The sequence below is a fragment of the Amycolatopsis iheyensis genome (assembly GCF_024703995.1).
Classification (GTDB): Bacteria; Actinomycetota; Actinomycetes; order Mycobacteriales; family Pseudonocardiaceae; genus Amycolatopsis; species Amycolatopsis iheyensis.
On sequence record NZ_JAMXQV010000006.1, the window covers coordinates 415,686 to 428,508 of the forward strand.

Below are 12,823 nucleotides of genomic sequence, written 5' to 3' on the forward strand. Positions count from 1 at the left end.
GCATCACGGCTGCATCACTTCCGCACCGGCGAGGCGGCCGCGCCGGTTAACCTCGCCCGCGGGGTGAGTCATGGAGTTCCGCGTCCTGGGTCCGGTGCGAGTGCTCGACGACGGCCGCGTCATCGGGCCGGCCGGGCCGCGGCAGGAACGCATCCTGGCGGCGCTGCTGCTCGAAGCGGGCCGGGTGGTGCCGGTGGCACGCCTGGTCGACGTCGTGTGGGACGGCGAGCCGCCGGCCACCGCGGTCCGGCAGGTCCGCAACCTCACCACGGCCCTGCGGCGCACACTCGTCGCGGCCGGAGCGGACGTTCTCGCGATCGAGGGCGCGGGCTTCACGTTGCGGCCGGGTGCGTTCGACCTCGATGCCTTCGAAGCGCATGCGGCCCGCGGCGAGTTCCGCGAGGCGCTGGCCTGCTGGCGGGGGCCCGCGCTGGCCGGGGTCGACAGCGTGGCGCTGCGGCCGGAGGTCGAACGGCTGACGGAGCGGCGGCTGACCGTGCTGGAGCAGTGCCTCGCCGCCGACGACGGCGACACCGTCGCGGAGCTCACCGCGCTGGTCGCCGAGCACCCGCTGCGCGAAGGGCTGGTCGGCTCGCTGATGCGCGCCCTGCACCGCGCGGGCCGGCAAGCCGACGCGATCGACGTCTACCAGCGCGCGAAACGACGCCTGGCCGACGAACTCGGGATCGCGCCCGGCGCCCCGCTGCGGGCGCGCTACGAAGAGCTCCTGCGCGAGGAACCCGCGCCGGGACGCTGTTTCCTGCCCTACGACGTCCCGGACTTCACCGGCCGCGCGGCCGACGTCGCCCGCGCGCTCGACGCGGTGCGTCGCGGGCAGCCGGTGACCGTCGACGGGATGGCCGGGGTCGGGAAGACGGCGTTCGCGGTCCGCGTCGCGCACCGGGCCGCCGCCGGTTTCCCGGACGGGCAGCTGTTCGTGGACCTGCACGGGCACACACCGGGCCGGGATCCGCTGCCGCCCGAAGCCGCGCTCGCGGCGTTGCTGCTGCAACTCGGCGTCGCCGCGTCGCGGCAGCCCGACGGCCTCGACGAACGGGCGGCGCTGTGGCGCTCCCGCGTCGCCGGCCGGCGGCTGCTCGTCGTCCTCGACAACGCGGCCGACGCCGCGCAGGTGCGGCCGTTGCTGCCCGGCGACCGGGATGTCGGAGTCCTGGTGACCGGGCGACGGCGGATCACGGTCGACGGCGCGGTGGCGCTCTGCCTGGACGTCCTGCCGCCGCTGGAAGCCGAGGCCTTGTTCGCGGCCGCGACCGGCTGCCGGTCCGGCGCGCAGGTCGCCCGGTTGTGCGGGTATCTGCCGCTGGCGCTGCGGATCGCCGCCGCCCGGCTCTCGTCACGTCCACTGTGGACTGTCGACGACCTGGTCGCGCGGCTCGGCGCCGAGCGGTCGCGGCTGGGGGAGCTGCGCGCGGGCGGCCGGGACGTCGCGGCCGCGTTCGCGTTGTCCTACCGCGACCTCACACCGGCGCAGCAGCGGATGTTCCGCGTCCTGGGCTGTCACCCGGGGGCCGACTTCGCGGTGCCGGCGGCGGCCGCGCTGGCCGGCACGGCCGTCGCCGAGGCCGAGCGGCTGCTGGAGGACCTGCTCGACGCGCACCTGCTGCGGCAGCCCGCGCCGGACCGCTACGGCTTCCACGACCTGCTCGCCGAGCACGCGCGGACAGCGGCGGACCCGGCGGAGACCGCGCCCGCGCTGGACCGGCTGCTGGCGCACTACCGCGACGACGACCTGTCGTTCGCCGCCGAGCGGGCGAACCTGGTCGCGGCGGTGGCGGTGGGCCGCGACGAGGACGTCTGGCGGATCGCCGACCGCGCGGTGACGGCGTTGCGCGAGCAGGGCCACCGCGACGAGCTGACGGCGCTCGCCCACGCCGGCGTCCGGGCGGCCGACCGGCTGGGCGACCCGCACGCGCGGCAGCTGAGCCTGGCGAACCTCACGACCGCGCACTGGGAGTCCGGGCGGCTGGCCGAAGCCGTCGAGGCCACTTCGGACCGGCTCCGGCTGGTCCGCGCGGCCGGTGACCGCGCGGCGGAAGCGGCGACGCTGGCCCGGCTGGGTGCGGTGCACGGCATGCTCGGCCGGTACCCCGAAGCGATCCGGCGCTACCGGGAGGCGCTGGCGCTGGCCGGCGAGCCGGGCAGCCACGCCGTCGTGGCCCTGGTCTGGGGCAACCTCAGCAACGCGCAGGAGGTGCTGGGGCAGTACGAAGACGCGCTCACGTCGGCGTCGCGCGCCCGCGCCCTCCGCGAAGAGCTCGGCGACCGCGACGGCGCGATCCTGGCGTCGGCGCAGCTGGGCCTGGTGCTCGCCCGGCTGGGCCGGTTCGCGGAAGCCCTCGAGGTGGCGTCGCAGGCGGTGCGGTCGGCGGCCGAGGCGGGCTACGCGTTCGGGGAGGCGTGGAGCCGCATCGACCGGGCGGAGGTGCGGCTGGCGGCGGCCGACCCGGGAAGCGCCCGCGACGACGCCGAGCGGGCGTGCGCGATCCTGGCCCGGCTCAACCACCCGCTGCTGCTGACGATGGCCACGAACAGCCTGGGTGCGGCGTGCCTGGCCCTGGTCGATCCGTCGGCGGCGCGATCGGCGTTCGAGCCGGCCCTGACGACGGCGCGGCGGATCGGCTACCGCGCCCAAGAGGCCCGGGCGTTGCTGGGACTGGCCGCGGCCGTGGCGAACCACGCCGACGCCGAGCGGCTGTCCCAGGCGGGCCGCGAGCTGCTGGCGGAGCTCGGCCTGCCGGGGGAGCGGGTCCGGGCGCGGTGACCGGTGCCGCGCGATCATGGGGGTCACCCGCGAAAGGAGCGACCGTGACCACTTCCGTCGGCCTGCTGCACCCGGGCGCGATGGGCGCCGCCGTCGGGGCCGCGCTCACCGGCGCCGGGATCCGCACGTCCTGGGTCTCCGCCGGACGCGGGCCCGCCACCCGGCGCCGCGCCGAAGAAGCCGGCCTCACCGAGGCCACCGACCTGACCGGCTGCGACGTCATCCTGAGCATCTGCCCGCCGGCCGCCGCCCTCGACGTCGCCCGGAGCGTGCGCGGCTTCCGGGGCCTCTACCTCGACGCCAACGCCATCAGCCCCCGCCACGCCCGCGAGGTCGAGACGATCCTCGACACGGCGACCGTCGCCGACGGCGGGATCGTCGGGCCGCCGCCGCACCGGAGCGGGACCACCCGGCTCTACCTGTCCGGGCCGTCGAAAGCCGTCGGAGACCTGGAAAGCCTCTTCGCCGGGACCGCGCTCCGGCCCGTCGTGCTCGACGGCCCGGTCGGCACCGCGTCCGCGCTCAAGCTCGCCTTCGCCTCCTACAACAAGCTGACCTTCGCGATCGCGGCGCAGGCCCACGCGCTCGCCGAGCGTCACGGCGTCGGCGGCGAGCTGCGGGAGCTCGCCGCCGACGTCCTGCCGCACACCCCGTTCGGCGCGCCCGACGGGATCGTCTCCGCCGGGCAGCGCGCGTGGCGGTGGGAGGGCGAAATGGCCGAAATCGCCGACGCCTCCGCCGGCGCCGGGCTGTCCCCGGCGCTCGTCACCGCCGCTCAGGAGCTCTTCGGCCGCTGGCGCGAACACCGCGAAGCCGGCCTCGAAGACCTCCTGGACGCGCTGGTCAGCCCGCCGGAGTGACGTCGATCAGCACCTTCCCGGTGGTGCCCTCTTCCGACGCCGTGTGCGCTTTCGCGGTGTCGGCGAGGGAGAAGCGGTGGACCGGCACCCCGCGGTCCTCGCCGAGCCGCAGCGCGCCGTCGGCCAGCGCCGCGCTGACGTCCTCGGCGCCGGCGCGCAGCTTGTCGTCCCCGACGGTGTAGAGCACCAGGAACTGGTACCGCGTGTTCAGCCACAGGTTCGCGCCGAAGTCGAGGCTGACGGTCCCGGTGCCGCGGTCGTCGCCGTAGACCGCGACCGTGCCACGCGGCCGCAGCACCTCGGTGTGCAGCGGGGCGTTGACCCCCGCCGCGACCTCCACCACCAGGTCGACGCCGTCCGGGGCGAGCTCGCGGATCCGGCCGGCCAGGTCCGGGTCGGGGTAGCGCAGCACGTGCTGGGCCCCGGCCGCACGGGCGAGGGCGGCCTTGGCGTCGCTGCTGACCGTCGCGATCACCGTCGCGCCCGCCCAGCGGGCCAGCTGGATCGTGGCGTTGCCGACCGCGCCGGCGCCGCCGCTGACCAGCACCGTCCGGCCCTCGAGCGAGCCGGGCGCGAGCCGGGCCGGGCCGTCCTCGGCCACGGTGAGCGCCCGGTGCGCGGTGAGCCCCGGGACGCCGAACCCCGCGCCTTCGTCGAAGCCGACGGCGTCGGGCAGCCGGACGAGCTTCGTGGCCGGCAGCACGGTGTACTCCTGCGCGGTCCCGGCTTCGGGCCCGTGCGTGCCCGCGAGCAGCACCCAGACCCGATCACCTGGCGCGAAGGCGGTGACGTCGGGCCCGACCGTGTCGACGACGCCGGCGCCGTCCTGGTTGGGGACCGTGTCGGGCACTTCGGTGCCGGCCTCGGCGCCGCGGCCGTTGCGCTGCTTCCAGTCGGTGGGGTTGACCGCGGACACGACGACCCGCACGCGGACCTCGCCCGGGCCCGGCTCGGCCTGGGCCCGCTCCGACACCGACAGCACCTCGGGTCCGCCGTGGCGGCGGTAGACGACTGCTTTCATGCCCGGTGCAATCCGGCGGGACCCAGGGGTTATTCCCGTCCCACCGGAAATGACCGGGAAAACGGCGGAAATCCGCGCCGCACGGGTGATCCCCCGGCCGGGCGATTTTCGGTGCTGCCCGCGCGAAATCCGCCGCCGTCACAGAAACTGAGCGCGTGGGAGAGGAAAAGCGCGGCCCGGGGGACGAGCGGCCGAAGCGCGATGAGGGAGAACCGACACCGATCTTCGACGCGGTGTTCAGCGCCACGCGTGCGGAGGCGAATACGAAGAATCCGCCGGGGGAGCCGGGCAAATCAGGACGCTGAATCGCTTTCCGCGGAGCGGGGCCGGGACCCGGCGCGCGCTCGCCGGCCCGTAGGCGGTGGTCACGGCGGCGCCGGCCGTCGTGTTCCTGGCCGCTTCCATCGCGTGCGGGTTCGCCGGGCGCTGACGTGAGGCACTTTGTTCGACGTCCGCACCGAAGATGTAGCATCTCCGGTGCACGTGCATCTGCGGTTGAGGAGTGGGACGTGGCAGGCGTCGTCAACAGCATGATCGCCGCGGAGTACGCGGCGGGTGCGTCGATCTCCGAGCTCGCCGAGCGCTGGGGCATCGACCCGCGCCAGGTGGTGGAGCGGATCTCCGCCGCCACCCGTTCCTGACCCCGGCTCAGATCGCGCGTTCCCCCTTGCCCAGCACGACGATGCCGCCCTCGCTGACGTGGTAGTGCCCGCGGTCGCGGGCCAGGTCCACCCCGATGTGCGCGCCCGGCGGGACCACGACGTTCTTGTCCAGGATCGCCCGCCGCACCACCGCGCCGCGCCCGACCCGGACGCCGTCGAGCAGCACCGAGCCCTGCACGACCGCGCCGTGCTCCACCAGCACGTCCGGTGACAGCACCGAGTCGACCACCTGCGCGCCCGAGATGATGCAGCCGTTGCTGATGATCGACTGGTTGGCCGAGCCGCCTTCGACGAACTTGGCCGCCGCCCGCTGACCCGGGTGGGCGAGGATCGGCCACCGGCGGTTGTAGAGGTTGAAGATCGGGTGCGTCGAGATCAGGTCGGTGTGCGCCTCGTAGTAGCTGTCGATCGTCCCGACGTCACGCCAGTAGCCGTGGTCGCGTTCGGTCTCGCCGGGCACCACGTTGCCGCTGAAGTCGTAGACCGCCGCCTCACCGGACTTCACCAGCGCCGGGATGATGTCGCGGCCCATGTCGTGGTGCGACGCCGCGTTCTCGGCGTCGGCGTGCAGTGCTTCCAGCATCACCTTGGTCGTGAAGATGTAGTTGCCCATCGACACGTAGGACTCCTCGGGGGAGTCCGGCAGGCCCGGCGGGTCGTCGGGCTTCTCCATGAACGCGTCGATCATCAGCCCGTCGGTGGTCCGGATGACGCCGAACGAGCTCGCCTCCGACCGCGGGACGCGGATGCCCGCCACCGTGACGCCCGCGCCCGAGGAGACGTGCGCCTCCAGCATCTGGCGCGGGTCCATCCGATAGATGTTGTCCGCGCCGAACACCGCGATGTACTCGGGGTCCTCGTCGTAGACCAGGTTGAGGCTCTGGTGGATGGCGTCGGCGCTGCCCTGGTACCAGCGCGGGCCCAGCCGCTGCTGCGCCGGCACCGGTGTCACGTACTCGCCGGTCAGCGACGAGAGCCGCCAGGTGGTCGAGATGTGCCGGTCGAGCGAGTGCGACTTGTACTGCGTCAGCACGCACAACCGCCGGATGCCGCCGTGCACCAGGTTCGACAGCACGAAGTCGACCAGCCGGTGCACGCCGCCGAACGGGACCGCGGGTTTGGCGCGGTCGGCGGTGAGCGGCATCAGCCGTTTGCCCTCGCCGCCCGCGAGCACGATGCCCAGCACGTCGGCTCCAGTGTTCACGACGACCTCCCGCACGACTCGTACAGCGCGACCGTCCGCTCGGCGATCGCCTTCCAGCCGAACTCGCCGACCGCGCGCTCGCGGCCGGCGGTCCCCATCGCGGCGGCCCGGTCTCCGGCGCCGACCACCTCGTTCAGCGCGGCCGCGAGGCCCGCCTCGAACCCGCCGGGGTCCGCCTCGTCGTAGTGCACGAGCAGGCCCGTCCGGCCGTCGTCGACGACCTCGGGGATGCCCCCGACGTCGCTGGCCACCACCGGGGTGCCGCACGCCATCGCCTCCAGGTTCACGATGCCCAGCGGCTCGTAGACCGACGGGCAGGCGAACACCGCGGCGTGGGTGAGCAGCTGCACGACCTCGTCGCGCGGCAGCATCTCCGGGATCCAGCGGACGCCGGTGCGGGTCTTCTCCAAGTCCGCGACCAGGCCGCGGAACTCCGCGTCGAGCTCGGGTGTGTCGGCCCCGCCCGCGCACAGCACCAGCTGCGTGCCGGGGTCGAGCTTCGCGCCGGCGCGGACCAGGTGCGGGACACCCTTCTGCCGGGTGATCCGGCCGACGAACAGCACGTACGGCCGGTCCGGGTCGATGCCGTGCTTCGCCAGGGCTTCGGTGTCCGGATCGGGCCGGTAGAGCGTCGTGTCGATGCCGTTGTGGATCACGTGGACGCGCTCGGGCGGCACGGCGGGGTAGGCGGCGAGCACGTCGCGCCGCATGCCGCCGCTGACCGCGACGATCGCGTCCGCGGCTTCGTAGGCCTCGCGTTCGATCCACGACGAGACGCGGTAGCCGCCGCCGAGCTGTTCGGCCTTCCACGGCCGCAGCGGCTCCAGCGAGTGTGCGGTGAGGACGTGCGGGATGCCGTGCGTCAGCTTCGCCAGGTGCCCCGCCAGGTTCGCGTACCAGGTGTGGCTGTGCGCGAGGTCGTGGCCCGCCAGCGCGTTCGCCATGGACACCGCGATGTCCATGGTCGTGAACGCGGGCTGGCGGTAGCCGTGCGGATCGGTGTGCCCCGTGGCGTCCGGGCGATCCGCGCCCCAGCAGTGGACGTCGAGATCGACCAGCGATCGCAACTCCCGGGCGAGGAACTCCACGTGAACCCCGGCGCCGCCGTAGACCTCCGGCGGGTACTCCCGGGTGAGCAGGCCGACCTTCATGCCAGAACCCTATGGCCTCCAAGGCGGGAAGCGCAGTCTGGCGTCCAGGGGAAAATCGGCGAGTTTCGTGACCTCGCTCAGATGAGCGTCGGGCTCAGCCTTCGCGGGAGAGGGTGAAGTGCCCGACGCCCTTCGCGGCGGACTGGACCTGCCAGCTGTCCGGTCCGGTCGCCGGCCCGCTCTTGTACTGCAGCCGGTAGTCCACCACGCGCGGGGTGATCGACCGGTCGAGCCAGTGGTAGTTGACCCGCAGCGCGAGGCTCATCAGCGGGTTCGCCGTCGCGATCCGCTTCTCGACGAGCTCGACCGCGCGGCCGCGGTCGGAGAACTCGTCGATGATCGCGCACTCGCAGAAGTAGGCGAGGGTGCCGATCTCGCCGGGGCTGGCCACGGTCGCGCCGGCGAGCCGGGGACCGAGCTCACCGCCGACGCGCGCGTAGTCCCGCGCGCTCGCCCAGTTCCCGAAGACCACTGGCGACGGCCACGGCACGCCCTGCGCGGCGTCGACCGCCGCACCGCCGAGCACCAGCGCGCCGGTGAGCCCCAGCGCGAGCACCGGGGGACCGGTCCGCAGCGCCGGCCGTTCGCGTGTCTGGGCGTACCAGACACCGAACGCGGCGACGCCGAACGCGCCGGCCGCGGTCATCGGAGCCACGTAGTACCAGTGGAACGGGCCGACCCCGATGAACGAATAGGCGACGTAGTACAGGATCCCGCCGCCGCCGAGCGCGGCCACCGGGCCGAGTGCGGGGAAGTCCGGCCACCGGACGCCGAACCGCGCGGTGGCCCAGCCGATCAGCGCGAGCACGCCGAACAGCGCCGGGACGAACGAGACCAGCACGGTGATCGGCCAGCCGAGGTAGTACATGACCGGGCCGGTGCTGTAGCTCCACGGCGCGAACAGGCCCGCCTGCGTCTGCTTGATGGCGAGCGTGTCGGGCACGAGCGAGCCGAAGGCGACCCAGCTCACGATGAACCACGGCGCGGCCGTCAGCGCCGCGCAGCCGGCCGCGGGCCACAGCCGCCGCCGGATCGCCGGCGTGCTCGCCGCGATCACCAGCACGAACAGCACCAGGTCGAGCCGGGTGAGCACGGTGAGCCCGGCGGTCACGCCGAACAGCACCGGACGGCCCTCGACCGCGAAGACGGTCAGCACCAGCAGGACGGCGGGGATCAACAGGACTTCGAGGCCGATCGCGGACAACACGAACGGGTTGAGCAGGACCAAAGTGATCCCGAGCACCCCGGCGGCGGCGGGCAGCGCCAGCGCGCGCCCGAGGCGCTGCCAGGCCCAGCCCAGCGCGCCGCCGCACAGCACGGTGAGGATGCCGAGCGCCACGACCGGGTGCGGGCTGCCCACCACCCGCGTCACGAGCGTCAGCGCGCCGAGGAGCAGGACGTTCAGCGGCGACGTCGCCGAGTTCGCCGGCGAACCGGGGATGAGGCCCCATTCGCCGTGCAGGGCGAGGTTCCGCGCGTAGGCGAGGGTGATGTAGCCGTCGTCGGTGAGGCTGCCGCGCACCAGCAGGAACACGCCGGCACCCAGCACCGCCCCGAAAACCGGGAGCCACCAGGCCCGCGCCGTCGATCTCTCCGCGCTCGGCTGTTCCACGTTCGTCGTCTCCGCAAGCACCTGTCCACCTCGCGGAACCATCGCCCGCTGTCCGGCCACCATGCCCCGGGGATCGTAGTCATGGCGCGTTAAGCGAGTAGTACCCCGCTGTTACGGCCACCGAGCACCCGGGCGTCACCTGATCGTGACACGCCCGGGGCGGGCCCGCAGCACGGCGCGTTCCACAGTGGACGGCGACGGCGGCTCCGTGGCCCGGCGCGCGGCCGGGCCACGGCGGGATCAGCGCTGGTAGCGCAGGTACCAGGCCTCGCCGCAGTACGAGCAGGTGCCGACCGTGGCGTCGGTCCCGACGGGGTCGAGCGGGCGCCAGCCGTCGACACGCACGGTGTACGGGCCGGCCGGGACGGGCCCGAACGAAACTTGCCCCTGCGCGTCCGACACGGCGGACGCGGCGACCGAGCCGTCGACCCGGTCGACCAGGTCGACCGCCGTCCCGGTGATGGCCTCGCCCGGGTCGAGGGTGTAGTTGCGGTTGTCGTCGTGGTAGATCACGCCGTGGGTGGTGCCGGGCGGCGCGGGCTCGCGCGCGATGAGGTCCACCGACGGCCGCCCGTCGATCGGACCGGGGTCGATGCCGAAGTCGCAGGCGGCGTAGAAGCTGCCGTACGCCGTCGCGTTGGGAGCGGTCCCGGTCTCGGTGAAGGTCCGCGACTGGCCCGCGGCCAGGTCGAAGCCCGGTGCGGCGAGGTCGGCCCAGGAGGTCCAGCCGATCAGGTGCTGCGAGGAGCCGAAGCGGTCGCAGCCGATGGTGATGCCGTGCAGGTCTTCGCCGGAGACGTTCGTCGCCGTGAAAGTGACCTGGACGGGGTCGCCCACCTGGTAGGTGGTGTGCTCGAAGGCGCCGGTCACGTGCAGCTTCTCCGAAAGGGGCCGGAGTGCGCGCAGCTGCGTCACCGGGCCGGGGTCGCTGCCGTCGATGTCGACGTGGGCCTCGGCGGTGGCGGTGTAGACCCAGCCGTCGGGCAGGTTGTAGGTCGAGAGGCCGTAGCGCATGGCGGGCAGGTCCGCGAACGCGAAGTGCCCGTCGGCGTCGGTGGTCGTCTCGATCGGGCTCGAACCGTTCCCGTAGAGGTACGTGGTGGCGCCGGCGAGGCCTTCACCCGCGTCGTAGGCGCCGTTCTCGTTCCGGTCGCCGTAGACGACCCCGGAAGTGGACCCGTGAGCGCTCGCCGGGTCGATCATGGGGATCGTCAGCGCGGCGGCGACGGGCCAGTCGCCGTGGAAGATCTCGTGCGGGACGTCCTGGTTCCAGGTGTAGGCGACGGCGGTGACCGTGAACGACCGGGTGGCGCCCGCGTCGATGTCCACGCCCGCGGCCGGGCTGCCGCCGAGCCCGGCCCAGTCCTGGATCGACAGCCACGTGCCGGAGACGTGCTCGTCCCACAGGGTGACCTTCGTCATCGGCTGGTCGGTCGGGTTGGTCAGCGTCAGCGTGATCGGGAAGGCCCGGCCGATCAGCTGCGGCCCGGCGCCGACGGAGGCGGTGAGGACCAGCTGCGAGTTGTCGGCGTGGGCGGCGGGCGCGGCGAGGGCGCTCGCGGTGAGCACGGCGGCGAGGACGGCGAAGAGCCGTCTCACCCCGCGCAGGGGTGTGCTGGACAAGTGTTCCCCCTGGAACTGGCCGGCCCGGAACTCCCCGCGGTGCCGCCCGGCGATCGGCGCAGAAGACTGCGATCACCGTCAAGTTAGCGAACGGGAGGCGCTTCCGGCGACGGCCGAGGGGGTGATCAGGTCCGGCGCCGCCGGGTCGCGATGAAGACCAGGGCGGTGCCGCCGGTCAGGAGGAGCCCGCCGAGGGCGAGGAGGGGGCCGGCGTCGGTGCCGGTGTCCGGGAGGGTGCCGTCGGGCGGAGTGGTCGGGTTCGTGGGGGTGCCCGGGCCGGTTGTGGTGCTGGTGGTGCTCACGGTGCTCGTGGTGACCGCCGGTGAGGTGGTCGTGCTCGAGGTGGTGGTTTCGGTCGACGAGGTCGGCGACGTGGTGCTGGTGGTCGGCGTGGTCGAGGTGGTGCCGCCGGTGGTGGTCGTGGTGCTGGTGGGGGTGGTCGGCGTGGTGGAGGTGGTGGTGGTCGTCGTGGTGCTGATCGTCGGCGTCGTCGGGGTCGTCGTGGGGGGCTCCGGCTTCTTCGCGCACGACGGGAGGTCGCCGGTGAACGGGTACGCGTGGAACTCCTGGCCGCTGCCCTGGCCCGCGCTCGAGCCGTGCACCAGGTTGCCCGCGGTGAAGAAGCGCCCGTTGGTGCCGGGCAGCGTGACGGTCGTCGTGCCGCTCGCGTTGCCGGCCAGCACGCTGCCCTGGAACATGCCGCCGCCGCGGAGGTGGACGGTCGTCGCGTCGGGGAAGTTCCAGAGCAGGCGCGGGCGGAGCCGGTTGAGCGGGTCGCGGTCGGCGAGGTCGCCGCTGTAGGTGTTGATCGTGCGGACGGCGCCGGTGAGGTTGACCAGCACCGTCGCGCCGTCGGGGATGCCCTCGAACGCGATGCCCTGCATGCCGCCGCCCGGCGCGGCGATGTCCTGGTCGAGGGTGAACACCTGCAGCGCGGATTTGCCGTCGCCGGTGAAGAGCGTCTGGTAGTTCTGGTTGCGCACGGTGCCGGTGGCCGGCCGCGGCGCGCCGTCGACGCGGGCGTAGCACTCGCTCGCGGCGGTGAGCTCGGCACGCAGATCGGCGTACGGCTTCATCGCGGCCGGATCGTGGACGACCGTGCCGATCACGGTGCCGTCGATGCTCCCGGCGTGCCGCACGACGCCACCTTTGGAGTCGCCGACGGCGTCGAGCCGCTGGCCGGCGGCGACGGTCAGGTCCCCGCCGACGGTGAGGTAGTCGGCGCCGTCGGGCGGCGGCACGCGCGAGCCCACCCCGGCGACCCCGACGTTGTAGATCGAGGAGCCGGAGGTCTTCCGCTGGGTGAAGTCCCCGCCGACGACGACGCGGCCCTCGGCTTCGGCGGCGCTGCCGGTGACGCGCATGTCGCCGCCGACGAAGAGGTTGAGGCCGTTGTCGCGCCCGGCGAACGAGCCGTTCCCGACGGGCGGGTAGGGGTCGGGGCAGGAGCCGGGGACACAAGGGCCGAGGCCACCGGGCAGCGGATCGGCCGAAGCGGACCGCACGACGGGCACCGAGAGCACGACGAGCCCCAAGGCCGCAAGCGCCGCCAGGGCGGCATGGGACACGCGCACGGAACCTCCCCTGTCCACTGTGGACTCCGCTTCGGACGATAGCGGCGAGCAGCGGCGGCGGCGTGCGAAGCCACCCGATCGAGGGCGCGCCGCGCGCGGCGCCCGGCCGACCCTCCAGGTACGCGAGCCGACCCTCCGGGCACGCGAGCCGACCGTCCAGGTACGCGAACTGGCCCTCGGGGTACGTTCTCAGCTCCGGTGCCGCCCACCCAGCGGCGATGCCCGCGTGGCCGGGCAGAGCGACCCCGCCCGCCCGCGGCACCCACCCGGCCGCGAGCGACCACAGTGGACGGACCAGCGCCGATGAAATCCCGATGAACCGAAGTCTCCTCCG

The 12,823-nt window shown here is 73.8% G+C and carries 9 protein-coding genes; 3 read left to right on the forward strand and 6 right to left on the reverse strand.

What is annotated here, in order from left to right; all coding sequences use genetic code 11:
- The first annotated feature begins 70 nt into the window (after positions 1-70).
- A complete protein-coding gene (locus M8542_RS14250) occupies positions 71-2,782 on the forward strand; it encodes an AfsR/SARP family transcriptional regulator (protein WP_257920602.1) in 2,712 nt (903 codons plus the stop codon).
- Positions 2,783-2,826: 44 nt separating this feature from the next.
- Positions 2,827-3,642 (forward strand): NAD(P)-dependent oxidoreductase, encoded by an 816-nt coding sequence (locus M8542_RS14255; RefSeq protein ID WP_257920603.1) that lies wholly within the window; start codon positions 2,827-2,829, stop codon positions 3,640-3,642.
- Here the strand turns inward: M8542_RS14255 and M8542_RS14260 are convergent.
- Positions 3,626-4,663 (reverse strand): NADPH:quinone reductase, encoded by a 1,038-nt coding sequence (locus tag M8542_RS14260; RefSeq protein WP_257920604.1) that lies wholly within the window; start codon positions 4,661-4,663, stop codon positions 3,626-3,628. The genes M8542_RS14255 and M8542_RS14260 overlap by 17 nt on opposite strands.
- A gap of 509 nt (positions 4,664-5,172) precedes the next feature.
- Between M8542_RS14260 and M8542_RS14265 the strand changes: the two genes are divergently transcribed.
- Entirely contained in the window at positions 5,173-5,304 is a 132-nt protein-coding gene (locus M8542_RS14265; protein WP_257920605.1) for a hypothetical protein, read from the forward strand.
- Between the two features lie 7 nt (positions 5,305-5,311).
- Here M8542_RS14265 and glgC read toward each other — a convergent pair whose 3' ends face one another.
- From glgC to M8542_RS14290, 5 genes are all read right to left on the reverse strand, one after another.
- Positions 5,312-6,529 carry a glucose-1-phosphate adenylyltransferase gene (gene glgC, locus M8542_RS14270; protein WP_257920606.1) on the reverse strand — a complete coding sequence of 406 codons (1,218 nt, stop codon included), beginning with the start codon at positions 6,527-6,529 and terminating at the stop codon, positions 5,312-5,314.
- Positions 6,526-7,680, reverse strand: a complete 1,155-nt coding sequence (gene glgA, locus M8542_RS14275) for a glycogen synthase (protein WP_257920607.1) — start codon at positions 7,678-7,680, stop codon at positions 6,526-6,528. Before glgA ends, glgC begins: the two co-directional genes overlap by 4 nt.
- Positions 7,681-7,774: 94 nt before the next feature.
- Positions 7,775-9,313 (reverse strand): glycosyltransferase family protein, encoded by a 1,539-nt coding sequence (locus M8542_RS14280; protein ID WP_257920608.1) that lies wholly within the window; start codon positions 9,311-9,313, stop codon positions 7,775-7,777.
- Positions 9,314-9,532: 219 nt separating this feature from the next.
- On the reverse strand, positions 9,533-10,915 hold the full coding sequence (locus M8542_RS14285; protein ID WP_257920609.1) for an SdrD B-like domain-containing protein: 1,383 nt from the start codon (positions 10,913-10,915) through the stop codon (positions 9,533-9,535).
- Positions 10,916-11,040: 125 nt separating this feature from the next.
- Positions 11,041-12,489, reverse strand: coding sequence for a choice-of-anchor A family protein (locus tag M8542_RS14290; RefSeq protein WP_257920610.1), 1,449 nt, complete (start codon positions 12,487-12,489; stop codon positions 11,041-11,043).
- Positions 12,490-12,823 lie beyond the last annotated feature (334 nt).

What these genes read in the sequence shown, in the direction of transcription:
- M8542_RS14250 (WP_257920602.1), top strand. Translation starts at nt 71, where the DNA reads ATGGAGTTCCGCGTCCTGGGTCCGGTGCGAGTGCTCGACGACGGCCGC.
- M8542_RS14260 (WP_257920604.1), bottom strand. Translation starts at nt 4,663, where the DNA reads ATGAAAGCAGTCGTCTACCGCCGCCACGGCGGACCCGAGGTGCTGTCG.
- glgA (WP_257920607.1), bottom strand. Translation starts at nt 7,680, where the DNA reads ATGAAGGTCGGCCTGCTCACCCGGGAGTACCCGCCGGAGGTCTACGGC.